The organism is Tepidimonas sediminis (assembly GCF_007556605.1).
Taxonomy (GTDB): domain Bacteria; phylum Pseudomonadota; class Gammaproteobacteria; order Burkholderiales; family Burkholderiaceae_C; genus Tepidimonas; species Tepidimonas sediminis.
Genome location: NZ_VJND01000008.1, coordinates 26,285 through 50,018, shown reverse-complemented (window position 1 = coordinate 50,018; position 23,734 = coordinate 26,285). Strand labels below are relative to the sequence as shown.

At 72.2% G+C, this 23,734-nt stretch carries 20 protein-coding genes; 15 read left to right on the top strand and 5 right to left on the bottom strand.

What is annotated here, in order from left to right:
• The first annotated feature begins 1 nt into the window (after nt 1).
• From Tsedi_RS07475 to Tsedi_RS07455, 5 genes are all read left to right on the top strand, one after another.
• A complete protein-coding gene (locus tag Tsedi_RS07475; protein WP_143895227.1) occupies nt 2-1,156 on the top strand; it encodes a formate dehydrogenase subunit gamma in 1,155 nt (384 codons plus the stop codon).
• Nucleotides 1,157-1,180: 24 nt separating this feature from the next.
• Nucleotides 1,181-1,513 carry a hypothetical protein gene (locus Tsedi_RS07470; RefSeq protein ID WP_143895225.1) on the top strand — a complete coding sequence of 111 codons (333 nt, stop codon included), beginning with the start codon at nt 1,181-1,183 and terminating at the stop codon, nt 1,511-1,513.
• A 13-nt stretch (nt 1,514-1,526) separates the two neighbouring features.
• Entirely contained in the window at nt 1,527-2,402 is an 876-nt protein-coding gene (fdhD, locus tag Tsedi_RS07465; RefSeq protein ID WP_143895223.1) for a formate dehydrogenase accessory sulfurtransferase FdhD, read from the top strand.
• Nucleotides 2,399-3,046: a uracil phosphoribosyltransferase gene (gene upp, locus Tsedi_RS07460; RefSeq protein WP_246099216.1), complete on the top strand. Its 648-nt coding sequence runs from the start codon at nt 2,399-2,401 to the stop codon at nt 3,044-3,046. Before fdhD ends, upp begins: the two co-directional genes overlap by 4 nt.
• Before the next feature lie 61 nt (nt 3,047-3,107).
• On the top strand, nt 3,108-5,663 hold the full coding sequence (locus tag Tsedi_RS07455) for an ABC transporter permease (RefSeq protein WP_143895363.1): 2,556 nt from the start codon (nt 3,108-3,110) through the stop codon (nt 5,661-5,663).
• 17 nt (nt 5,664-5,680) lie between these two features.
• Here the strand turns inward: Tsedi_RS07455 and Tsedi_RS07450 are convergent, their stop codons facing one another.
• Complete coding sequence (locus tag Tsedi_RS07450; protein WP_246099215.1) at nt 5,681-6,343, bottom strand: Smr/MutS family protein; 663 nt, start codon at nt 6,341-6,343, stop codon at nt 5,681-5,683.
• 49 nt (nt 6,344-6,392) lie between these two features.
• The gene (radC, locus tag Tsedi_RS07445) at nt 6,393-7,064 is read right to left on the bottom strand and encodes a RadC family protein (RefSeq protein ID WP_143895219.1); all 672 of its coding nucleotides are present in this window, start codon (nt 7,062-7,064) and stop codon (nt 6,393-6,395) included.
• A gap of 33 nt (nt 7,065-7,097) precedes the next feature.
• Between radC and Tsedi_RS07440 the strand changes: the two genes are divergently transcribed.
• The gene (locus tag Tsedi_RS07440; RefSeq protein ID WP_143895217.1) at nt 7,098-7,592 is read left to right on the top strand and encodes an FKBP-type peptidyl-prolyl cis-trans isomerase; all 495 of its coding nucleotides are present in this window, start codon (nt 7,098-7,100) and stop codon (nt 7,590-7,592) included.
• A 2-nt stretch (nt 7,593-7,594) separates the two neighbouring features.
• Nucleotides 7,595-8,548 carry a 4-hydroxy-3-methylbut-2-enyl diphosphate reductase gene (ispH, locus tag Tsedi_RS07435; RefSeq protein ID WP_143895216.1) on the top strand — a complete coding sequence of 318 codons (954 nt, stop codon included), beginning with the start codon at nt 7,595-7,597 and terminating at the stop codon, nt 8,546-8,548.
• Nucleotides 8,549-8,652: 104 nt separating this feature from the next.
• Here the strand turns inward: ispH and miaB are convergent, their stop codons facing one another.
• Complete coding sequence (gene miaB, locus Tsedi_RS07430; RefSeq protein WP_143895214.1) at nt 8,653-9,990, bottom strand: tRNA (N6-isopentenyl adenosine(37)-C2)-methylthiotransferase MiaB; 1,338 nt, start codon at nt 9,988-9,990, stop codon at nt 8,653-8,655.
• 117 nt (nt 9,991-10,107) lie between these two features.
• Here miaB and Tsedi_RS07425 point away from each other — a divergent pair, with 117 nt between their 5' ends.
• Nucleotides 10,108-10,668, top strand: a complete 561-nt coding sequence (locus tag Tsedi_RS07425) for a Uma2 family endonuclease (protein ID WP_143895212.1) — start codon at nt 10,108-10,110, stop codon at nt 10,666-10,668.
• Between the two features lie 79 nt (nt 10,669-10,747).
• Here the strand turns inward: Tsedi_RS07425 and Tsedi_RS07420 are convergent, their stop codons facing one another.
• Both Tsedi_RS07420 and Tsedi_RS07415 read right to left on the bottom strand, forming a co-directional pair.
• Nucleotides 10,748-13,474, bottom strand: coding sequence for a cation-translocating P-type ATPase (locus Tsedi_RS07420; RefSeq protein WP_143895210.1), 2,727 nt, complete (start codon nt 13,472-13,474; stop codon nt 10,748-10,750).
• A gap of 68 nt (nt 13,475-13,542) precedes the next feature.
• The gene (locus Tsedi_RS07415; protein WP_143895208.1) at nt 13,543-15,060 is read right to left on the bottom strand and encodes a CYTH and CHAD domain-containing protein; all 1,518 of its coding nucleotides are present in this window, start codon (nt 15,058-15,060) and stop codon (nt 13,543-13,545) included.
• A gap of 50 nt (nt 15,061-15,110) precedes the next feature.
• Between Tsedi_RS07415 and argB the strand changes: the two genes are divergently transcribed.
• From argB to Tsedi_RS07380, 7 genes are all read left to right on the top strand, one after another.
• Nucleotides 15,111-16,013 (top strand): acetylglutamate kinase, encoded by a 903-nt coding sequence (gene argB, locus Tsedi_RS07410; RefSeq protein ID WP_143895206.1) that lies wholly within the window; start codon nt 15,111-15,113, stop codon nt 16,011-16,013.
• Nucleotides 16,014-16,171: 158 nt separating this feature from the next.
• Nucleotides 16,172-16,828 carry a TetR/AcrR family transcriptional regulator gene (locus Tsedi_RS07405; RefSeq protein ID WP_143895204.1) on the top strand — a complete coding sequence of 219 codons (657 nt, stop codon included), beginning with the start codon at nt 16,172-16,174 and terminating at the stop codon, nt 16,826-16,828.
• Nucleotides 16,829-16,881: 53 nt separating this feature from the next.
• Entirely contained in the window at nt 16,882-18,690 is a 1,809-nt protein-coding gene (locus Tsedi_RS07400; protein ID WP_143895202.1) for an acyl-CoA dehydrogenase C-terminal domain-containing protein, read from the top strand.
• 35 nt (nt 18,691-18,725) lie between these two features.
• On the top strand, nt 18,726-19,163 hold the full coding sequence (locus Tsedi_RS07395; RefSeq protein ID WP_246099214.1) for a DUF2147 domain-containing protein: 438 nt from the start codon (nt 18,726-18,728) through the stop codon (nt 19,161-19,163).
• A gap of 44 nt (nt 19,164-19,207) precedes the next feature.
• Complete coding sequence (locus tag Tsedi_RS07390; RefSeq protein WP_143895198.1) at nt 19,208-21,619, top strand: 3-hydroxyacyl-CoA dehydrogenase/enoyl-CoA hydratase family protein; 2,412 nt, start codon at nt 19,208-19,210, stop codon at nt 21,617-21,619.
• A gap of 18 nt (nt 21,620-21,637) precedes the next feature.
• Complete coding sequence (locus Tsedi_RS07385) at nt 21,638-22,873, top strand: acetyl-CoA C-acyltransferase (RefSeq protein ID WP_143895196.1); 1,236 nt, start codon at nt 21,638-21,640, stop codon at nt 22,871-22,873.
• 22 nt (nt 22,874-22,895) lie between these two features.
• Nucleotides 22,896-23,669 (top strand): enoyl-CoA hydratase, encoded by a 774-nt coding sequence (locus Tsedi_RS07380; protein WP_143895194.1) that lies wholly within the window; start codon nt 22,896-22,898, stop codon nt 23,667-23,669.
• Nucleotides 23,670-23,734: the final 65 nt, after the last annotated feature.

The following is a 23,734-nucleotide window of genomic DNA, read 5'->3' as shown; positions in this document are numbered from 1 at the left end:
CATGAGCACGATCCCGACCCAGGCCGCACGCGCGCTGGCGCGCCTGGCGGCGCTGGCCGCGTCGCTGACGGTGGCCGCTGCGGCGCTGGCGCAGCAGGCCCCGGCCGTTCCCGCCGCCCCGGCGGGGGAGCCGCGCACGCTGGTGGATGCGGCCAGCCAGCCTGGCTACGCCACGCAGGGCAACGCCGAGCGCGGCCAGGTGCAGCCTGGCAACAACGCGCCGATGTGGCGTCAGGTGGGGCAGGGCGTCGAAGGCGTGGTCAACTTCCCGTACCGCGAGTACGGCGTTCTGATCCAGCCCACCGTGCAGTACCCTGGCGTGGCCGCCACCAACGCCGGCGAGGCCTGGCGCCAGGTGCGCAACCGCGTCATCCTGCCCTATGGCGGCGCGCTCCTGCTGATCGCGCTGCTGGCGGTGGCGATCTTCTACTTCACCAAAGGGCCGCTGAAGCTGCACGCGCCCGAGACGGGGCGCAAGATCGAGCGCTTCACCCCGTTCGAGCGCGCGGCGCACTGGGTCAACGCGGCCGCCTTCGTGCTGCTGGCGGTCTCGGGTCTGGTCATGGCGCTCGGACAGTACGTGCTGCGGCCCGTCATCGGTGCCACGCTGTTCGGCTGGCTGACCTACGCGCTGAAGAACGTGCACAACTTCGTCGGGCCGCTGTTTGCGGTGTCGCTGGTCATCGTCATCGCCACCTTCGTGCGCGACAACCTGCCCCGGCGCGAGGACTGGGCGTGGCTGGTGCGCTTCGGTGGCCTGTTCGGCGACCGCGAGGTGCCGTCCCACCGCTTCAACGCCGGCGAGAAGATCGTCTTCTGGGCGGGCGTGTTCGTGCTGGGGCTGACGGTGGTGGCGTCGGGGCTGGTGCTGGACAAGCTGGTGCCGGGGCTGGAGTACCTGCGCGCGCAGATGCAGCTGGCGCACATGATCCACGCCAGCGCCGCGCTGCTGATGGTGGCTCTCTTCATCGGCCACATCTACATGGGCACGCTCGGCACCGAGGGTGCCTACCAGGCGATGAAGACCGGCTACGTCGACGAGACCTGGGCGCGCGAGCACCATCAGCTCTGGTACGAGGACATCCAGGCCGGCCGCATCCCGGCCGAGCGCAGCGCGCCGGCTCAGGCGGTGGCGCCCGCGCGCGCCGCGACCTGAAGATCCGCAAGGAGGAACACGACCATGAGGCACGCGATCCGTTCGTGGCGTCTTGCGCTGCTGGCGGCGGCGCTGGCGGCCGGGGGGGCCTGGGCCAAGCTGCCGGCACCCCAGCTGACCGAAGAGCAAAAGGCCGCCGCCGAGCTGGCCAGGGCCAAGGCGGCGCACCAGGCCAAGGTGGACGCCTTCAAGACCTGCAAGGCCGCCGAGCGCGCCGCCGAACACTACTTCAAGCAGCATCCGCAGGCAGCCAGACCGGCCAATGCTCCGGCCTGCACCGATCCGGGACCGTTTGCGGCGCCGGGTGCGCCGGCGGCCGCGCCGGCTCCTGCCGCCGCGTCGGCCAAGAAGTCCTGAGGCGGCGCGCGCCATGTGGCTGACTGAGCCGGCCTCGTTCGGTTCGCCGCTGCCGGCTGCGGTGTGCCCGCCGCGCCTGTCGGCGGCCGCCGCGCCGCTGACGCGGGCGGTGGAGGTGGTCGACGAATTCGGCCAGCGCCGCACGATCCAGATCCCGGCCGAGCGCGACCTCACCGTCTACGTCGACAAGCGCGAACTCGTCACGCTGATGACGCTGGGTGCGCATCCGGAGTGGCTGGTGCTGGGCTACCTGCGCAACCAGCGGCTGATCGAGTCGGCGGAGCAGGTGGAGTCGATCACCGTCGACTGGGACGTCGGTGCCGCCGCAGTGCGCACGCGCGCCGGGTTGCCCGAGCTCGAGGCGCGCACCGCGCAGCGCATCGTCACCACCGGTTGCGGGCAGGGCAGCGTGTTCGCCAGCGTCATGGAGGCGGTCGACGCCATCCGGCTCGACCCGGGCGCGCGCCTGCGCCAGTCGCAGCTGTACGCCATCCTGCGCACGATGCGCGAGCAGGACTCGGTCTACAAGCGCGCCGGCTCGGTGCACGGCTGCGCGCTGTTCCGGGGTGAGGAGCTGCTGATCTTCGTCGAGGACGTCGGCCGCCACAACGCGGTGGACACCATCGCCGGCTGGGCCTGGCTGCAGGGCGGCGCGCTGTTGCGCGGCGACGACAAGGTCTTCTACACCACCGGGCGCCTGACCAGCGAGATGATCCTGAAGGCCGCGCAGATGGGCGTGCCGATCGTCGTGTCGCGCAGCGGCATCACGCAGATGGGGCTGGAGGTGGCCGAGCGCCTGGGCCTGTGCGCCATCGGCCGCGCCACGCACACGCGCTTCCTGTGCTACACGCACCCGCAGCGGCTCGTGTGGGATACTCCGCCGTCATGAGCGTAGATCCCGGTTTGCGACGCGTCCATCTGATCGACCACCCGCTGGTGCAGCACAAGCTGACGCTGATGCGGCGCAAGGACACCAGCACCAAGACCTTCCGGCAGCTGATCCATGAACTCAGTGCGCTGCTGGCCTACGAGGTCACGCGCGACATGCCGACGCACGAGGTCGAGATCGAGACGCCGCTGGAGAAGACCACCGGCCGCATGATCGACGGCAAGAAGACCGTGCTGGCCTCGATCCTGCGCGCGGGCAACGGTTTTCTGGACGGCATGCTGGAGGTGCTGCCCAGCGCCCGTGTCGGCCACATCGGCCTGTACCGCGACCCGGTCACGCTCAAGCCGGTCGAGTACTACTTCAAGATGCCCTCCGGCATGGAGGAGCGCGACGTCATCGTGCTCGACCCGATGCTGGCCACGGGCAACTCGGCGGTGGCAGCGGTGGATCTGCTCAAGCGCCTGAACCCGCGCTCGATCCGCTTCGTCTGCCTGGTGGCGTGCCCGGAGGGCATCGCCAACTTCCACGCCCACCACCCGGACGTGCCGATCTACACCCCGGCGGTGGACCGCGGCCTCAACGACCACGGCTACATCGTGCCGGGCCTGGGTGACGCCGGCGATCGCATCTTCGGAACCAAATGACGGCACGGCGGATCGGGCAGGCGTGGTGACCTCCGTCCGGGACGCCCTGGAACCCTGCGCCGTGCCCGCCGCGCCGGCGGCTCCGGCCCGCACCGTGCCGTCGGCCTGGGCGCTGGGCTGGCGCGCGCTGGTGCGCGATGCGCGTGCCGGTGAGCTGACGGTGCTGCTGCTGGCCATCGCGCTGGCGGTGGCGGCGCTGTCGGCGGTGGGCTTCTTCGCCGACCGCCTGCAGGGCGGGCTGCAGCGTGACGCGCGCCAGCTGCTGGGCGGCGACCTGGTGCTGCGCAGCGACCATCCGCTGCCACCCGAGTATGCGCAGCAGGCGCGCGCGCTGGGGCTGGCGCTGACGCAGCATCTGACCTTCCCGACGATGGCGCGCGCCGATGCGACGCAGGGCGGCGAGGTGCGGCTGGTGTCGCTGAAGGCGGTGGAGCCGGGCTATCCGTTGCGCGGGCAGCTGCGCACGTCCACCGACCCGGCCGACGGGGAGGGCGCGCCGGCCGATGGCGTGCCGGCCGCGGGCGAGGCGTGGGTGGACGTCGCGCTGCTGGAGGTGCTGGGCCTGCGTCTGGGCGAGCGGCTGTGGCTCGGCGAGCGGGCCTTCACGGTGGCGCGGCTGCTGGTGTTCGAGCCTGACCGCGGCGCCGGTTTCCTGACGTTTGCGCCGCGGGTTTTGATCCGTGCCGACGACCTGCCGGCCACCGGCCTGGTGCAGCCGGCCAGCCGCATCCAGTATCGCCTCGTGGTGGCGGGCGATGACGCCGCGGTGCGCCGCTTCCAGGCCTGGGCGCAGCAGCGGCTGGAGACCACCGACGAGCGCGGCGCCGGCCTCGAGAGCCTGGAGTCGGGCCGACCCGAGCTGCAGCAGACGCTCGAGCGCGCCGAGCAGTTTTTGCGTCTGGTGGCGCTGCTGGCGGCGCTGCTGGCGGCGGTGGCGGTGGCGGTGGCCTCGCGCCAGTACGCGCTGCGGCACCTGGACGACTGCGCACTGCTGCGCGTGCTCGGACTGCCGCAGCGCACCATGGCGCGCGCGTACGCGGTGGCGTTCGGGCTGGCGGGGCTGGCGGCGGCGCTGGCCGGGCTGCTGATCGGTTGGGCGGTGCACTTCGTGTTCGCGTGGTGGCTGGGCGGGCTGCTGCAGGTGGCGCTGCCGGCGCCCGGGCCGCTGCCGCTGCTGCTCGGCCTGGGCGTGGGGCTGACGCTCATGCTCACCGTCGGCCTGCCGCCGGTGCTGCAGCTGGCGCGCGTGCCGCCGCTGCGCGTGATCCGGCGCGACGTCGGTGCGCCGCGGCCGGCGGCGTTGGCGGTGGTGGGGGCCGGGGCGGCCGGGCTGGCGGCGCTGCTGCTGCTGGCCAGCCGTGACGTGGCGCTGGGCGGCATCGCGGTGGCGGGCTTCGCATTGGCGCTGCTGCTGTTCGCCGCGGCGGCGTGGGTGGCGCTGGCGCTGCTGCGCTGGCTGCTGCGGCGCGACGCCGGCCCCGCATGGTGGCGGCTGGCCACGCGCCAGCTGGTGGCCCGCCCGGGTCACGTGATGGTGCAGGTGGCCAGTCTGGCCGTGGGCCTGATGGCGCTGGCGCTGCTGGTGCTGCTGCGTACCGACCTGATCGACAGCTGGCGCGCGGCCACGCCGCCGGATGCGCCGAACCGCTTCGTCATCAACATCCAGCCGGATCAGGCCGAGGCGTTTCGCGCGCATCTGGCGCAGGCGGGCGTGCAGCGCTACGACTGGTACCCGATGGTGCGCGGCCGGCTGGTCGAGGTCAACGGCCGGCCCGTGCGGCCCGAGGACTACGCGGCCGCGCGCGCGCAGCGGCTGGTGGAGCGGGAGTTCAACCTGTCCTACAGCGCCGAGCGGCCGCCGCACAACCCGGTGGCGGCCGGCCGTTGGGTGGAGGATGAGGCGGGCGCGGCCAGCGTGGAGACGGGGCTGGCGCAGGAGCTCGGGTTGCGGCTGGGCGACGAGCTGGCGTTCGACATCGCCGGCACCGTGCACCGCGCCCGCATCACCAGCCTGCGCCGCGTGGACTGGGCCTCCATGCACGTGAACTTCTTCGTGCTGTTTCCGGTGGCGGCGCTGCCGTCGGACGTTCCGTACACCCACATCGCCGCCTTCCGGGCGCCGACGCGGCCCGGCTTCGACCGCGCGCTGCTGGCGCGCTTTCCCAACGTCACCAGCGTCGACACCAGCGCCGCGATCGCGCAGGTGCAGCGGGTGCTGGGGCAGGTGATCGCGGCGGTGGAGTTCCTGTTCCTGTTCAGCCTGGCGGCTGGGCTGGTGGTGCTGCTGGCCACCGTGGGAGCCACGCGCGCACAGCGCCAGCGTGACGTGGCGGTGCTGCGGGCGCTGGGGGCGCATGCGGCGCTGCTGCGCCGCATGCAGACCGCGGAGCTGGCCGGGCTGGGGGCGCTGGCGGGCCTGGTGGCCGCCGGCGCGGCGCTGGCGTTGGCCGCGGCGCTGGCGTACGGGGTGTTCCGCTTCGACTGGCGGCCGGCGTGGTGGCTGCCTGCGGCCGGGACGCTGGCTGGCGCGGGGTTGGCGCTGCTGGCCGGCTGGTGGACGTTGCGCGGTGTGCTGCACACGCCGGTGGTGCGCACGCTGCGCGAGGCCCCGCCCTGAGCTCGGCGCGGCTTCGTTCAGGCGCGGCCGTGGCTGGTGGCGCGCAGCAGCACGATCAGGGCGCCGGCGCCACCGTCGGCGGGGCGCGCCTGCACGAAGGCCAGCACCTCGCTCTTCTGCACCAGCCAGCCGTGCACGCGGCCCTTGAGCACCGGCGTCTTGCCGGGTGAGCCCAGGCCCTTGCCGTGCACCACGCGCACGCAGCGCAGGCCCTGCCGGTGCGCGTCGCGGATGAAGCCGCCCAGCCGCTCGCGCGCCTCGTCGGTGCGCAGGCCGTGCAGATCCAGCTCGGCCTGGATGGCCCAGTCGCCGCGGCGCAGCCGGCGCACCACGTCCGGCCCCAGGCCGGGGCGGCGAAAGCTCAAGTGCTCGTCGGTGTGCAGCAGCGTCTCGACGTCGAAGGCGTCGCTGAGCGCCTCGCGCATCACCGCGCGCTCGTCCAGCTGGCGCTGGCGCGGCCAGGGCGGCGGCGGGGGTGGCGCGTGTTCGACCCGCCCGTGCGGGCGCAGCCGTTGCACCGGGCCGACGGCGCGCTCGAACAGCCGCCGCTCGTGCTCGGCGCGCTCCAGCGCGGCGCGGCGCGCCGCCTCCGCCGCCGCGCGCGCGGCAGCCTCCTGTTCGGCGCGGCGCTGCATCTCGCGGCGCAGCTGCTTCAGGTCGGCCAGCGTGTGCACTTTCATCGCGGCGCGCATCGTACGGCATCGCGCTGGCGGGCGCAGGCCGGCGGGCTTACAGCAGGCCGCGCGCCGCCAGCGAGGTGCAGCCGCCGCGCGTGACGACGAAGTGGTCGAGCACGCGCACGTCCAGCAGCGCCAGCGCCGAGCGCAGGCGCTGCGTCAGCGCGGCGTCGGCGGCCGAAGGTTCGGCCACGCCGCTCGGGTGGTTGTGCGCCAGGATGACGCTGGCCGCCCCGTGGTGCAGCGCGCGCAGGGCCACTTCGCGCGGATAGACGCTGGTCTCATTCAGCGTGCCGCGGAACAGCTCCTCCAGCGCGATCAGGCGATGCTGGGTGTCGAGAAAGAGCACCGCGAACACCTCGTGACCGCGGTCGGCGAGCTGCAGTCGCAGCAGCTCGGCCACCGCCTGCGGCGACTCCAGCACCGGGCGCTCGCGCAGCCGCTCGGACAAGGCGCGCCGTGCCAGCTCGAACACCGCCAGCAGCTCGGCGCGCTTGGCCGGCCCCAGGCCCTTGACGGTGGCCAGCTGGGTCGGCGTGGCCTGCAGCAGGCCGGCCAGGCCGCCGAAGCGCTGCAGCAGCGCCTGCGCGAACGCGAGCACCGGCTGACCGCGCAGCCCGGTGCGCAGCAGCAGGGCCAGCAGCTCCTCGTCAGCCAGCGTCTGCGCACCGCGGGTGAGCAGCTTCTCGCGCGGGCGTGCCGGCGGCGGCAGTTCGCGCACCATGGGGTCTCCTCCCTCGTCCTACAATCGAAGCCGATGTCGCACGAGTCTACCGCGGCCGCCCCGGCCGCCGAGTCCTCCTCCCCGGCCGTCGTCGGCCCCGGGGCGTTCGTCACGCTGCACTACCGGCTCGCCGGAGCCGACGGGACCGTGCTGATCGACACCTTCGGTGCCCAGCCGGCCACGCTCTCGCTGGGCGACGGGCAGCTGGCGCCGGCGCTGGAGCAGCGGCTGCTCGGCCTGCCGGAGGGGGCCGAGGCGACCTTCGAGCTCGCCGCCGGCGAGGCGTTCGGCCCGCGCGACGAGGCCCGTGTGCAGTGGGTGGCGCGCCGGCTGCTCGACGAGCTGGGCGCGGCGGGGCAGACGTTCGCGGTCGGCGATGTGCTGCAGTTTCCGACGCCGGACGGGCAGGGCAGTTACGCCGGCACCGTGCGCGCGCTGCGTGACGATGGTGCGGTGTGCGTCGACTTCAACCATCCGCTGGCCGGGCAGGCGGTGCGTCTGACGGTGCGCATCATCGGAGTGCTGTGACGATGGCGCTGCAGGAGGTGGTGCTGGCCGAGCCGCGTGGCTTTTGCGCCGGGGTCGACCGCGCGATCGAGATCGTGGAGCGGGCGCTGGCGCGCTTCGGGGCGCCGGTCTACGTGCGGCACGAGATCGTGCACAACCGCCACGTGGTGGAGGATCTGCGCCAGCGCGGGGCGGTGTTCGTGGAGGAGCTGGACGCGGTGCCGCCGGGCGCGGTGCTGATCTTCAGCGCGCATGGCGTCAGCCGCGCGGTGCAGACCGAGGCGCAGCGCCGCGGGCTGCGCATCTTCGATGCGACGTGTCCGCTCGTGACCAAGGTGCACGTCGAGGTGGCCAAGCTGCGCCGTGAGGGCTACGAGTTCTTCCTGATCGGCCACGCCGGGCACCCCGAGGTCGAGGGCACGATGGGGCAGGTCGACGGCGGCATCCATCTCATCGAGACGCCGCAGGACGCCGAGCGCGTGCAGCCGGCGCAGACCGAGCGGCTGGCGGTGGTGACGCAGACCACGCTCAGCGTCGACGACACCGCCGCGATCGTGGCGGTGCTCAGGCGGCGCTTTCCGAACCTGCGCGAGCCCAAGCAGCAGGACATCTGCTACGCGACGCAGAACCGGCAGGATGCCGTCAAGCTGCTGGCGCGCGAGGTCGACGTGGTGATCGTCGTCGGCAGCCCGAGCAGCTCCAACACCAACCGCCTGCGCGAGCTGGCCGAGCGGCTGGGCGTGTGCACCCACATGGTGGAGGATGCCGACGGCCTGCGGGACGCCTGGTTCGACGGCGCCTGCCGGGTCGGCGTCACCGCCGGCGCGTCGGCGCCCGAGGCGCTGGTGCAGGGGGTGGTGCAGCGGCTCAAGGCGCTGGGCGCCACGGCGGTGCGGCGGCTGGAGGGGCCGGTGGAGACGATGCGCTTTCCGCTGCCGAAGGGGCTGAAGGCCGCGCCGACCGCTCCGGCCGGCTGAACGGCGACCTTGCCCGTGCGCCCGCGCGGGCTCCGACCACGGGGGTGGCGGCAAGGCGCCGGCGCGCCGAGCCGAAGCGGGTCGCGACGGCGGCAGACGTCGGCTCAGGCGCTGGCCGCCTCACGCACCACCACCTCGCCGCGCAGCGAGTGCGGCAGCGCCTGCGTGATGCGCACGTCGATCATCTGGCCGATCAGGCGCTGGCCGTGGGGGCCGCCGTCGAAGTTGACGATGCGGTTGCAGGCGGTGCGGCCCATCAGCTCCTGCGCGTTCTTCTTCGACGGGCCTTCGACCAGGATGCGCTGCACGGTGCCGACGCGGCTGGCGCTGATGCGCTCGGCGCTGGCCTGCAGCGCGGCCTGCAGCGTCTGCAGGCGTTTCAGCTTCACGTCGTGCGGCGTGTCGTCCGGCAGGTTGGCCGCCGGCGTGCCGGGCCGCGGGCTGAAGATGAAGCTGAAGCTCGCGTCAAAGCCCACGTCCTCCACCAGCCGCATCAGCTTGGCGAAGTCCTCCTCCGTCTCGCCGGGGAAGCCGACGATGAAGTCGCTGGAGAGGCTCAGGTCCGGCCGCACCGCGCGCAGCTTGCGCACCGTGCTCTTGTATTCCATCGCGGTGTAGCCGCGCTTCATCGCCATCAGGATGCGGTCGCTGCCGTGCTGCACCGGCAGGTGCAGGTGGCTGACGAGCTGCGGGATGCGGGCGTAGGCCTCGATCAGGCGCGGCGTGAACTCGTTCGGGTGGCTGGTGGTGTAGCGGATGCGCTCGATGCCGGGGATCTCGGCCACGCACTCCAGCAGCAGCGCGAAGTCCTCGCCATCCTCGCCGCGCCAGGCGTTGACGTTCTGGCCCAGCAGCGTCACCTCCTTGACGCCCTGATCGGCCAGGCCCGCCACCTCCACCAGCACATCCTGCAGCGGGCGCGAGACCTCCTCGCCGCGCGTGTACGGCACCACGCAGTAGCTGCAGTACTTGCTGCAGCCCTCCATGATGCTGACGAAGGCCGAGGCACCCTCCACGCGCGCCGGCGGCAGGTGGTCGAACTTCTCGATCTCGGGAAAGCTCACGTCCACCTGCGGGCGCGCCTGCCGCTGGCGCTGGCGCAGCAGCTCCGGCAGCCGGTGCAGCGTCTGCGGGCCGAACACCACATCGACGTAGGGCGCGCGCTGGATGATCGCCTCGCCCTCCTGGCTGGCGACGCAGCCGCCGACGCCGATCAGCACGCCTTTCTTCTTCAGATGCTTGACGCGCCCGAGATCGGAGAAGACCTTTTCCTGCGCCTTCTCGCGCACGGAGCAGGTGTTAAAGAGGATCAGGTCGGCCTGCTCGGGGTCGTCGGTGAGCTCGTAGCCGTCGGCGGCGGCCAGCACGTCGGCCATCTTGGCCGAGTCGTACTCGTTCATCTGGCAGCCGAAGGTGCGGATGAAGACCTTCTTCGTCGTCATGGCGGTGCTCGCAGCGGTTCGTGGTGTGGATCCAGAGGCTGGGCAAAAGCGCCGCATTGTAAGCGGCTGGGGCTGTCGTTATCATCCCTGCAGCCGCAACCCCGAGGAAAGTGTCCGATGACCGCCCTGGCCCGCCCCGAAACCTGGCTGTCGCCCGAGGACTATCTGCAGGGCGAGCTCGTCAGCGACGTGCGCCACGAATACGTGGCCGGAAGGGTGTATGCCATGGTGGGCGCGAGCCGCACCCACAACCGCATCGCGATGGCCACGGCGCACGCCCTGCTGCCGCGGGCGCGCCGCCACGGGTGTCAGGTATTCGTGGCCGACATGAAGGTACGGATCGACTACGGCGGGCAGGAGGTCTACTACTACCCCGACGTGATGGTGGCGTGCGACCCTCGTGACCGTGCCGACTACCACGTCGACCGTCCCTGCCTGATCGTCGAGGTGCTGTCGGAGCATACCGAACGCATCGACCGGCGCGAAAAGCTGCTCGCCTACCAGCGGGTCCCGAGCATGGAACTTTACCTCGTGGTGGCGCAGGACCGCCGCTGGGTCGAGGCGTACCGGCGCAGCCGCGACTGGGTGCTGGAAGGCTACGCCGACGGCGCCATCGAGCTGCCGTGCGTCGACGGCACGCTGTCGCTGGACGAGATCTACGCCGACGTGGAGCTCTGAAACGCGCCGAGCCTGCCGGCAGGCGTCTCGAGGCGCCCGCGCACGGTTCCTGCGTCGGCGCGCCGGCCGGACTGGCCGCTCAGCGCCGATGGCGCCGCAGCACGGCCTTTTCCAGCTCCAGCACCAGCAGCACCGCCAGGCCGATGCCGGCGCTCACCGCCAGCCACGGCAGCGGCAGCGGCGCGCTGCCGAACCACGTGTGCATGAACGGCGCGTAGGTGAAGGCCAGTTGCAGCGCGCAGGCGGTGCCGACGGCGGCCAGCACGCGCGGCGTGCCGCGCACGCCGATCCAGCTGAAGGAGGGTGCCTTCAGGTAGCGCACGCTGAACAGATAGAACACTTCCATCGCCACCAGCGTGTTGACCGCCAGCGTCTGCGCCAGCGCCGGCTCGTGCCCGGCCAGGAGCGCGCCCTTGTAGACGCCAAAGATCCCGGCGGCGAACAGCGCCGACACCAGCCCGATGCGCCACAGCACGAAGCCGGTCAGTATCGGCTCGCGCGGCGGCCGCGGCGGACGGCGCATCACGTCGGCTTCGGTCGGCTCGAACGCCAGCACCATCGCCAGCGCGATCGAGCTGACCATGTTGACCCACAGGATCTGCACCGGCGCGATCGGCAGCGCCAGCCCGAACAGCACCGCGATCAGCAGCGAGATCGACTCGCCGCCGTTGATCGGCAGCAGGAAGGTCACCACCTTGCGCAGGTTGTCGTAGACGGTGCGGCCTTCCTCCACCGCGTGCGCGATGGTGGCGAAGTTGTCGTCGGTCAGCACCATCGCGGCGGCCTGCTTGGCCGCCTCGGTGCCCTTGTGGCCCATGGCCACGCCGACGTCGGCAGCTTTGAGCGCCGGGGCGTCGTTGACGCCGTCGCCGGTCATCGCCACCACGTGCCCCTCGGCCTGCAGGGCGCGCACCAGGCGCAGCTTGTGTTCGGGGGCGGCGCGGGCGAACACGTCCACCTCGCGCACCGCGCGGCGCAGCGCCGTCTCGTCCATCGCCTGGATCTCGTGTCCGGCCAAGGCGCGCGGCTGCGCGCCCAGGCCCAGCTGCGCGGCGATCGCCCGCGCGGTCACGACGTGATCGCCCGTGATCATGATGACGCGGATGCCGGCCTGGCGGCACTGCTCGATGGCCGTCACCGCCTCCGGCCGCGGCGGATCGATGATGCCGACCAGCCCCACGAGCACCAGGCCGCCGTCGATCGCCTCATGCGTCAGCGCACGCGCGGCCGGCCACGTCGCGGTGGCCACCGCCAGCACGCGCCGCCCCTGCGCCGCCTGCGCCTCGGCCTGGGCCTGCCACCAGGCCGCATCCAGCGCCACCGGCTCTCCCTGCGGCCCCATCACGTGCGTGCAGCGCGCCAGCACCGCCTCCGGCGCGCCCTTGACCCAGACGCGCACCGCACCGTCCCCCTCGGCGTGCGCGGTGGCCATCAGGCGGCGCTCGGATTCGAACGGCAGCACCGCCACGCGCGCTCGCTCCTCGCGCAACTGGCGCGGCTGCAGCCCGGCCTTCATCGCCAGCGTCAGCAGCGCGCCCTCGGTGGGGTCGCCGCTCAGGTGCCAGTCACCCTGCTCGGTGGGCACCAGCTCGGCGTCGTTGCACAGCGCCGCCCCCTCCGCCAGCGCCAGCAGCGCCGGTGCCTCGCGCCAGAGTTCGGCCGGCTGCAGCGGCGCCCCGTCGCGCAGCAGGGCTCCCTGCGGGGCGTAGCCGCTGCCTTCCACGTGCACCGTGCCACCGGCCAGCACCACGGCCTGCACGGTCATCTCGTTGCGTGTCAGCGTGCCCGTCTTGTCCGAGCCGATCACCGTGACGCAGCCCAGCGTCTCCACCGCCGGCAGCTGGCGCACGATGGCGCGGCGCCGCGCCATGCGCTGCACGCCGATGGCCAGCGTCACCGACAGGATGGCCGGCAACCCCTCCGGGATCGCCGCCACCGCCAGCCCCACCGCCGCCATGAAGGTGTCGACGGCCGGCAGCCCGCGCACGCCCCAGCCAAAGCCGAACAGCAAGGCCGCTGCCGCCAGCACCGCCAGCGTGATCCAGCGCCCCAGCTGCGCCATCTGCCGCACCAGCGGTGTGGTGGTCTCGCCGACGCTCTGCAGCAGGCGGCCGATGCGGCCCATCTCGGTGCGCATGCCGGTGGCGACGACGACGCCGACGCCCTGGCCACGCGTCACCAGCGTGCCGGCGTAGCCCATGCCGTGGCGGTCACCCAGCTCGGCCGTGGGCGCCACCGCCTCCACGCTCTTGGTCACCGGCACCGATTCACCGGTCAGCGCGGCTTCGTCGATCTGCAGATCGTGCGCGCGCAACCAGCGCACATCGGCCGCCACGCGATCGCCGGCCGCCACCTGCACGACGTCACCCGGCACGAGGTGCGCCGCGTCGGTCTCGACCAGCTGGCCGTCGCGCCAGACCTGTGCATGCGGGTCGAGCAGCGCCCGGATCGCCGCCAGCGCCCGCTCGGCCTTGCCCTCCTGCACCAGGCCGATCGTGACGTTGAGCACGACCACCGCGAGGATGACCGCCGCGTCCACGCCGTGACCAAGGGCGACGGTGATGGCGGCGGCCACCAGCAGCACGATGATCAGCAGGTTGTTGAACTGGCGCACGAGACGGCGCCAAAGCGGCACCGCAGGCGCCTCGGCCAGGCGGTTGGGGCCATGGCGCTGCAGCCGCGCCTGCGCCTCGGCCGTGGTCAGCCCGCGCGGCTGGCTGGCCAGCGCGGCCAGCACCTCCTCGGCCGCCTGCGCGTGCCAGGGTGGGGTGGGAGCGGCATGGGGGCCGGTGGGGGGAGTGACCATGATGCGGAAAGGGGTTTGACGGGTTGGAGCCCGCCGTCGCGGGCGCGGTTCCTGCGCCGGCGGCGCCGTCAGTCCATCGACCGCAGCGGATGCGTGGCCGCCGCCACGCCGCGCAGGAAGCCCACCAGCGCCGCATCGGCCCGCAGCTGCTGCAGCAGCTCGGCGGCGCGCAGGGTGTCGCGCCAGCGCCCGAGCCGTTCCTGCCAGCCGCGCGCGCGCCGCTGCCAGCGCTGTGCGCGCTCGATCGCCCGCGCGGGCAGGGCGCCGCTGGCCGCCTCGGTGGCGTAGCGCAGCCGCTTGGCCAGCAGCCGCGCCGCGTGCAGCGCCTGCATCGCCTCGGCCGGCGCGGCCGCGTGCTGGCTGAGCTGGCGCTTCAGGCGCGCATGCCAGCGCTGCAGTCGCTCGAAGGCCCATGCAGCTTCCACCGCGTCGCCCTGAGGCGGCAGGGTGACGAGCCACGCCCCCAGCGCGTGCAGCGCGCCGGCGATGGCTGGCTCGGCCAACTGCTGCCGCAGGGTGGCGCGCGCGTGCCGCGCGGCCGCCTCCAGCCGGCGGGAGGCGGTGCGGACGGCGCGCTGGCGCTGCGGGTGGACGGCGGCGTCCTCCACGAACGCGGCGCACCAGGCCGGCAGCGTTTCGGTGCGCGCGACGTCCAGATCGCGCAGCGCGCCCAGCGTCTCCAGCAGCGGGTGCAGCGCGGCGGTGTCCGGCGGCGTGGCGGGCAGCCACGGTCGCACCAGCCGCAGCACGCTGCGCCAGCGCCGCCAGCCCACGCGCGCCTGGTGGATCAGCTCGGGGTCGTCGGCGCGCGCCGCGGCGGCCAGGTTGTCGCACAGCTGACCCAGCGCGTCGGCCAGCGCCGCATGCGCCACCTGCAGCGGCGTCGCACCGGCCGGCAGGCGCGGCACGGCGGCGCGCACCGGCGCCAGCAGCGTGCCGTCAGCCAGGCGCTGCGCCTGCTCGGCCTTGCTGGCGCGCGCGGGCAGCAGCGGCAGCGTCTGCGCCAGCTGATCCGCCACGGCCAGCAGGGCCTCGGGTTGTCCACGCAGCAGCTCCAGCTCCAGCTCCAGCAGCGGGGCGCGGCGCCGGCCGGCACGCAGCTCGCCCTCGTCCAGCGCCACCTCCACCACCGCGCCGCCGCGCAGGTGCAGCACCCACGTCGTGCGCAGGCAGCGCGTCTCCGAGACGGCCACGAGTTCGCGCAGGCGCGCCGGCGCCTGCTCCAGCGCCCCCAGCGGCGTGGCCTGCAAGGCCTGCCACTGCAGGCGCGGGCGCGTCAGCGGCGTGGTCCACTCGCCGCGCACGCTCAGCGCGCCGCCGCCCTCGCCGGCGGTCTTCAGCGTCTGCTCCCAGCGCGCACCGCCCGGCAGCGACCGGCCATCGGCGTCCACATCCAGCGTGGCGCGCAGCCGCAGCGCACAGCGCTGCTGCCGCAGCCAGCCGTCCGGGGTGTCGAAGTAGCGGTTGATGAGGCGCAGCCGCTGCATCGTGCGCCGCCGCAGCAAAGGATGTCGCCGCAGCCGCTGCAGCGCCGTGGCGCCGTCCAGTCCGGGCAGCGCGTACTTGAGCTCGATCTCTTGCGGCACAATGACCTCCGCCGAATGCCCGACCGCGATCCTAACCGCGAACCAACATCATGAGCCCAACTTCCCGCGACCTTTCCCACCTGGCGCCGCGCGACCGCGCCGAAGTGCTGGCGCAGGCGCTGCCCTACATCCGCCGCTACCACGGCAAGACGATGGTCATCAAGTACGGCGGCAACGCGATGACCGACCCCGAGCTGCAGGCGGCGTTCGCCGAGGACGTGGTGCTGCTCAAGCTCGTCGGCATCAACCCCGTGGTGGTGCACGGCGGCGGCCCGCAGATCGAGACGCTGCTCAAGCGCCTGGGCAAGGAAGGCCGCTTCGTGCAGGGCATGCGTGTGACCGATGCCGAGACGATGGAGGTGGTCGAGTGGGTGCTCGCGGGCGAGGTGCAGCAGGACATCGTCGGTCTGATCAACCGCGCCGGCGGCAAGGCCGTGGGACTGACCGGACGTGACGGCGCGATGATCCGCGCGCGCAAGCTGCGCATGGTCGATCTCAACGACCCCAGCGTCGAGCACGACGTCGGCCAGGTCGGTGATATCGTCTCGATCGATCCCGGCGTCGTGCGCGCGCTGCAGGAGGATCAGTTCATCCCGGTGGTCAGCCCGATCGGCTTTGGCGAGCACAACGAGAGCTACAACATCAACGCCGACGTCGTGGCGGCCAAGCTCGCCACCGTGCTGCAGGCGGAAAAGCTGCTGATGCTGACCAACATCCGCGGCGTGCTGGACAAGGAGGGGCAGCTGCTGGCGGAGCTCACCCCGCGGCGCATCGACGAGCTGGTGGCCGACGGCACCATCAGCGGCGGCATGATCCCCAAGATCGCCGGCGCGCTGGATGCGGCCAAGAGCGGCGTCAAGGCCGTGCACATCATCGACGGGCGCGTGCCGCACGCGATCCTGCTGGAGGTGCTGGGTGACCAGCCCTTCGGTACGATGATCCGCTCGCACTGACGCGCCAGCCGGTGCGGCCGCGAGGTGTCGGGCCGTCGCCGCGATGGCTCCCTGTCCGGCCCGACGTCGAGGTACGGGTAATCCCTGAGTGCCAGGGATTGACAGCGCCCGCTTCGCCTCTAGAATAGAACGAACGTTCGTTTTTTCTGGAGGCTTGCATGGCCGAAACCGACTCTGCCCCCACGGTGGTCCGCGCCCGCGGCCGCAGCGCCGGCCGCACCCCGCACAAGGGACAGCAGACCAAGGCCGCCATCATCGACGCGGCGCTCGGGCTGGCCTCGCATGTCGGGCTGGAGGGCCTGAGCATCGGCGCCATCGCCGAGCTGATGGGCATGAGCAAGTCCGGCGTCTTCGCGCACTTCGGCTCGCGCGAGGAGCTGCAGATCGCCGTCGTGCGCGAATACCACGCGCGCTTCGAGCGCGACGTGTTCCGTCCGGCGTTGAGCGCGCCGCGCGGGCTGCCGCGGCTGCGCGCGCTGTTCGACCATTGGATGCGCCAGACGTCGCTGGAGATCGACTCGGGCTGCATCTACATCAGCGGTGCGGTGGAGTTCGACGACCGCCCGGGCGCCGTGCGCGACGCGCTGGTGGACACCGTCAACACCTGGCAGGCCGCGGTGCGCAAGGCGGTGCAGCTGGCCATCGACGAGGGCCACCTGCGCGCCGACGCCGACCCGGCGCAGGTGGCCTTCGAGATCCACGGCCTGATCCTGGCGCTGCATTACGAAGCGCGTTTTTTGCGACATCCCGACAGCTTGCAGCGAGCCCGCACCGGTTTCGACAACCTGATCGCGCGCTACCAGGCCCGGCCCTGAAGCGCCGTGCCCGTCTTTCGTCCCGACCCCGTTTCGCCACAAGGAGATCCGCGATGCCCCAGTACCAGCCCCCCCTGCGCGACCTGCAGTTCGTGATGCACGAGGTGCTCAACGTCGTCGACGAGCTCAAGGTCTGCCCGCCGCACGCCGACCTCGACGCCGACACCCTCAACGCCGTGCTGGAAGAGGGCGGCAAGTTCGCCGCCGAGGTGGCGTTTCCGCTCAACCAGGTCGGGGACGCGCAGGGCTGCCAGCTCGACCCGGTCACCCATGCCGTGACGACGCCGGCCGGCTTCAAGGCCGCCTATGAACAGTACGTCGCCGGTGGCTGGCCGGCGCTGAGCTGCGATCCCGCCTACGGCGGCCAGGGTCTGCCGTTCGTCGTCAACTCGGCGTTCTACGAGATGCTCAACAGCGCCAACCAGGCGTGGACGATGTACCCGGGCCTGAGCCACGGCGCCTACGAGTGCCTGCACGCGCACGGTACCGAGGAGCAGAAGCGCCTGTACCTGCCCAAGCTGACCAGCGGCGAGTGGACCGGCACGATGTGCCTGACCGAGCCGCACTGCGGCACGGATCTCGGCCTGCTGCGCACCAAGGCCGAGCCGCAGCCCGACGGCACCTACAAGCTCACCGGGCAGAAGATCTTCATCTCCGCCGGCGAGCACGACCTGGCCGCCAACATCGTGCACCTGGTGCTGGCGCGCCTGCCCGATGCGCCGGCCGGCACCAAGGGCATCAGCCTGTTCGTGGTGCCGAAGTTCAAGGTCAACCCGGACGGCAGCCTGGGCGAGCGCAACGCCATCCATTGCGGCGGCCTGGAGCACAAGATGGGCATCCACGGCAACGCCACCTGCCAGATGATCCTGGATGGCGCCGTGGGCACGCTGGTCGGCCAGCCGAACAAGGGCCTGCAGGCGATGTTCGTGATGATGAACGCGGCGCGCCTGGGTGTGGGCAACCAGTCAGTCGGCCTGACCGAGGTGGCGTTCCAGAACGCGCTGGCCTACGCCAGGGAGCGGTTGCAGATGCGCAGCCTCTCCGGCCCGAAGGCCAAGGACAAGCCGGCCGACCCGATCATCGTCCACCCGGACGTGCGCCGCATGCTGCTGACGGCCAAGGCCTACGCCGAGGGTGGGCGGGCGCTGCTGAGCTACTGCGCGCTGCTGCTGGACAAGGAACTGCACCATCCCGACGAGAAAGAGCGCCAGGACAGCGCCGAGCTGCTGGCGCTGCTGACGCCGATCGCCAAGGCGTTCCTGACCGACAACGGCTTCATCGCCGTCAACGAGTGCCTGCAGGTGTTCGGCGGCCACGGCTACATCCGCGAGTGGGGCATGGAGCAGTTCGTGCGCGACGCCCGCATCAACATGATCTACGAGGGCACCAACACCATCCAGGCGCTGGACCTGCTGGGGCGCAAGGTGCTGGCCAACCAGGGCGCGACGCTGAAGAAGTTCGGCAAGCTGGTGCAGCAGCTGATCGAGGAGGAGGGCGTCAACGAGCGGATGAGCGAGTTCATCAACCCGCTGGCGCAACTGGCCGAGCAGATGACCAAGTTCACCACCGAGATCGGCTTCAAGGCGCTGCAGAACCCGGACGAGGCAGGTGCGGCGGCGGTGCCCTACCTGCGCGTGGCCGGGCATCTGGTGTTCGGCTACTTCTTCGCGCGCATGGCCGCGGTGGCGCTCAAGGCCATCGCCGCCGGCAGCACCGATCCGTTCTACCGCGGCAAGCTGCAGACGGCGCGCTTCTACTTCGCCCGGCTGTTCCCGGAGACCGCCACGCTGATGCGCCAGGCGCGCAGCGGCGTGGCCGCGCTGCTGGACACCGATGAGGCGCTGGGCGTGGACGCCCGCTGAGGCGATCCGCGCCTGTCACGATGAGGAGACGACCGATGTCCATCCGCACCGCCGTGGCCAGCGCGCTGCTGGCCGCCGTCCTGCCCGCCTGGGCCCAGATGACCCCCGTGGGCCGCTGGCACACCATCGACGACGAGACCAAGGAGGTCAAGAGCGAGGTCGTCATCACCGAGCAGGACGGCGTGCTGACGGGCCGCGTGGAGAAGCTGCTGCGCAAGGGCGCCGACCCCAACCGCCGCTGCACCGCCTGCACCGACGACCGCAAGGATCTGCCGATCGTCGGGCTGGAGATCATCCGCGGCGTGCGGCAGGTGCCGGGCAAGGCGGTCTGGGAGGGTGGCACCATCCTCGACCCCGAAAGCGGCAAGACCTACCACGTGCGCCTGACCCCGGTGGAGGGCGGCGCCAAGCTGGAGGTGCGCGGCTCCATCCTGTTCATCGGTCGCACGCAGACCTGGGTGCGCGTGCCCTGAGCGCGCCTCACCCCGTTTCCGAATTCCGCGAGGGAAAACCCACCATGTCCCGATTCCTGATCCGACGCGTGGCCGTGCTCGGCGCCGGCGTCATGGGTGCGCAGATCGCCGCCCATCTCGTCAACGTGCGCGTGCCGGTGGTGCTGTTCGACCTGCCCAAGGACGGCGCCGACAAGAGCGCGATCGCCCGCCAGGCGATTGCCAACCTGAAGAAAATGAAGCCCAGCCCGCTGGGCGTGGCCGACGAGGCCGACCTGATCCGGCCGGCCAACTACGACGAGCACCTGGGGCTGCTCGCGGAGTGCGACCTCGTCATCGAGGCGATCGCCGAGCGCATGGACTGGAAGCACCAGCTCTACGCGCGCATCGCGCCGCACCTGGCCGCGCACGCCATCCTGGCCACCAACACCTCCGGCCTGCCGATCCGGCAGCTCGCCGAGCCGCTGCCGGCGGCGCTGCGGGCGCGCTTCTGCGGCATCCACTTCTTCAACCCGCCGCGCTACATGCCGCTGGTGGAGCTGATCGCCGCGCCCGAGACGCGCGCCGACGTGCTCGACGCGCTGGAGGCGTTCGTCACGACGACGCTGGGCAAGAACGTCGTGCGCGCCAAGGACACGCCCAACTTCGTCGCCAACCGCATCGGGATTGCGGGGATGCTGTCGACGATGATCGAGGCCGAGCGGCATGGCCTGACCTTCGACATCGTCGATGACCTGACCGGCAAGCGGCTCGGGCGCGCCTCCAGCGGCACCTTCCGCACCGCCGACGTGGTGGGGCTGGACACGCTGGCGCACGTCATCCGCACGATGCAGACCCAGCTCAGCCCCGAGACGGATCCGTTCTATCCGACGTTCGAGACGCCCAGGGTGCTGCAGGCGCTGCTCGACAAGGGTCACCTGGGGCAGAAGACCAAGGCGGGCTTCTACAAGAAGGTCGGGCGCGACGTGCTGCGCTTCGATCTGGCCAGCGGCGACTACGTGCCCGCCGGGGCCAAGGCCGACGAAGTCTACGGCCGCATGCTCAAGAAACCCGCGCCCGAGCGGCTGAAGCTGCTGCGCCACGCCGAGGGGCCGCAGGGGCGCTTCCTGTGGGCGATCCTGCGCAACGGCTTCCACTACGCGGCGCTGCACCTGCAGTCGATCGCCGAGACGGCGCGCGACGTCGATCAGGCGATGCGCTGGGGCTTTGGCATGCAGCAGGGCCCGTTCGAGCTGTGGCAGCAGGCCGGCTGGCTGGAGGTGGCGCGCATGGTGCAGGAGGACATCGACGCCGGGCGCGCGCTGTGCTCGGCGCCGCTGCCGGCTTGGGTGTTCGAAGGCCCGGTGGCCGAACGCGGCGGCGTGCACCAGCCGGAGGGCTCGTGGAACCCGGCCACCGGCCGCTTCGAGCCGCCGCGCACGCTGCCGGTGCACGCGCGCCAGCTCTACCGCGAGCGCGTCTTCGGTGAAGGCGGGCCGGACTGGCGCACCGACGGCGCGACGATCTACGAGGACGACGCGATCCGCCTGTGGACGCTGCCGCGCCCCGGGCTGGACGACGTGCTGATCGCCAGCCTCAAGACCAAGATGCACGCCATCAGCCCGGCGGTGGTGGAGGGGCTGGACCGTGCGGTCGAGGAAGCGGAGGCGCGCTTTGCGGGCCTGGTGGTGTGGTCGGGCGACGAGCCGTTTTCGGTCGGCGCCGACCTGCAGGCCACGCTGCCGGCGTTTGCCGCGATGGGCGTGCAGGCGATCGAATCCGTGGAGGCGGAGATGCAGCGCGTCATGCTGCGGCTGCGCTACGCCCAGGTGCCCACCGTGGCCGCGGTGCGCGGCATGGCGCTGGGCGGCGGCTGCGAGCTGGCGGTGCACTGCGCGCGCCGGGTGGCGCACATGGAAAGCTACATGGGCCTGGTGGAGGTCGGCGTGGGCCTGATCCCCGGGGCTGGGGGGCTCACCTACATCGCCCGCCGCGCGGCGGAAAACGCCCGCGCCAGCACCGGCACCGACCTGCTGCCGTTCCTGACCGAGGGCTTCAAGGCCGCGGCGATGGCCACGGTGGGTACCAGCGCGCTGGAAAGCCGCAAGCTCGGCTACCTGCTGGACAGCGACCTCATCGTGCCGCACCGCGACGAGCTGCTGTTCGTGGCGCTGCGCACCGCGCAGGCGATGCACGAGGCCGGCTACCGGGCGCCGCTGAAGCAGCCGTTCGCGGTGGCGGGGCGCAGCGGCAAGGCCACCATCCTCGGCCAGCTCGTCAACCTGCGCGACGGCGGCTTCATCACCGCCTACGACTTCGAGATCGCGCAGCGCATCGCTCACGTGGTCACCGGCGGCGAGGTCGAGGCCGGCACGCGCGTGACCGAGGATTACCTGATGAAACTGGAGCGCGAGGCGTTCTGCGCGCTCATCGTGCAGCCCAAGACGCAGTCGCGCATCCTGGCGCTGCTCAACGACGGCAAGCCCCTGCGCAACTGACCGCGGAGACGATCGGACATGAAGACCCTTCGAGACGCCTACATCGTGGCGGCCACGCGCACGCCGATCGGCAAATCGCACAAAGGCTGCTTTCGCCAGACGCGGCCCGACGACCTGCTGGCGCACGCGCTGCGCGCCGCACTCGTCCAGGTGCCCTCGCTCGACCCCGCCGCCATCGAGGACGTGATCTGCGGCTGCGCCATCCCCGAGGCGCAGCAGGGCTTGAACGTCGCGCGCGTCGGCGCGGTGCTGGCCGGCCTGCCCAAGAGCGTGGGCGGCATCACCGTCAACCGCTTCTGTGCCTCGGGCCTGTCGGCGGTGCAGATGGCGGCCGACCGCATCCGCGTCGGCGAGGCCGACGTGATGATCGCCGCCGGCGTGGAGAGCATGAGCATGGTGCCGATGATGGGCAACACGCCCAGCCTCAACCCGCGCATCTTCGCCAACCTCGGCAACGTCGAGGACTACGGCATCGCCTACGGCATGGGCCTGACCGCGGAGAAGGTGGCGCAGCAGTGGAAGGTGTCGCGCCAGGCGCAGGACGAATTCGCGCTGCAGTCGCACCAGCGCGCCATCCGCGCGCAGCAGGCCGGCGAGTTCCGCGACGAGATCACCCCGGTGGAGGTGGAGGAGCGCAGCTTCGACCCCGAGACCGGCGAGGTGCGCCTCAGCCGCCGCACCGTCGAGCTCGACGAGGGGCCGCGCGCCGACACGAGCCTGGAGGCGCTGGCCAAGCTCAAGCCGGTGTTTGCCACGCCGTGGCGCGCCGACCGAACCGCCACGGGCCTGGGCAGCGTCACCGCCGGCAACAGCTCGCAGACCTCCGACGGCGCCGGCGCGCTGATCCTGGCCAGCGAGGCGGCCATCCAGCGCTTCGGCCTCAAGCCGCTGGCGCGCTTCGTCGCCTACGCCAGCCGCGGGGTGCCGCCGCACATCATGGGCATCGGCCCGATCGAGGCCATCCCGGCGGCGCTCAAGGCCGCGGGCCTCAAGCAGGACGACCTCGACTGGATCGAACTCAACGAGGCGTTTGCCGCGCAGTCGCTGGCGGTGATGAACCAGCTCGGGCTCGATCCGGCCAAGGTCAACCCGATGGGCGGCGCCATCGCGCTGGGCCACCCGCTGGGCGCCACCGGCGCGATCCGCTCCGCCACCGTCGTGCACGCGCTGCGCCGCCACGACCTGCGCTACGGCATGGTGACGATGTGCGTCGGCATGGGGCAGGGCGCGGCCGGCATCTTCGAGCGCGTATGATGGCGCGCCGAGGAGAGCGCCAATGAACGCCAACGCCGAGATCCTGCAGCACACCGAGGACGGGGTGCTGACGCTGACGCTCAACCGCCCGCAGCGCAAGAACGCGCTGACCAGCGCGATGTACGCGACGCTGGCCGACGCGCTGGAGCGCGCGGTGGATGCCGCTGCCGTGCGGGTGGCGGTGATCCAGGGCCAGGAGGGGATGTTTTCCGCCGGCAACGACATCGAGGAGTTCCTGCAGGCCCCGCCGGCGGGCACCGACAGCCCCGTGTTTCGCTTCCTGCGCGCGATCGCCACGTTCCCGAAGCCGCTCGTGGCGGCGGTCTGCGGCCCGGCGGTCGGCATCGGCACCACGCTGCTGTTCCACTGCGACCTGGTCTACGCCGGCGACAACGCGGCGTTTTCGATGCCGTTCGTCAACCTTGGCCTGTGCGCCGAAGGGGCCTCCAGCCTGCTGGCGCCGCAGATGTTCGGCTACCACCGAGCCGCCGAGGCGCTGCTGCTGGGCGAACCGATCTACGCCGAGACGGCGCTGGAGCTGGGGCTGGTCAACCGCGTGCTGCCGCCGCGCGAGGTCAATGCCCACGCGCAGCAGGTGGCGCGCAAGCTCGCGGCCAAGCCGCTCACCTCGCTGGTGGAGACCAAGCGCCTGATGAAGGGGGCGCAGCAGCCGGCGGTGCTGCAGCGCATGGCCGAGGAGGGAGCGGTCTTCGCGCGCATGCTGCGCGAGCCGGCGGCCAGGGAGGCGTTCGCGGCGTTCCTCGAAAAGCGCACCCCCGACTTCAGCCGCTGCTGACCCGGGCGCCCCCGTGACCGTCGCGCCCGGTGCCGCTGCCGCGGGGCGGCGGCACGGACCGCAAG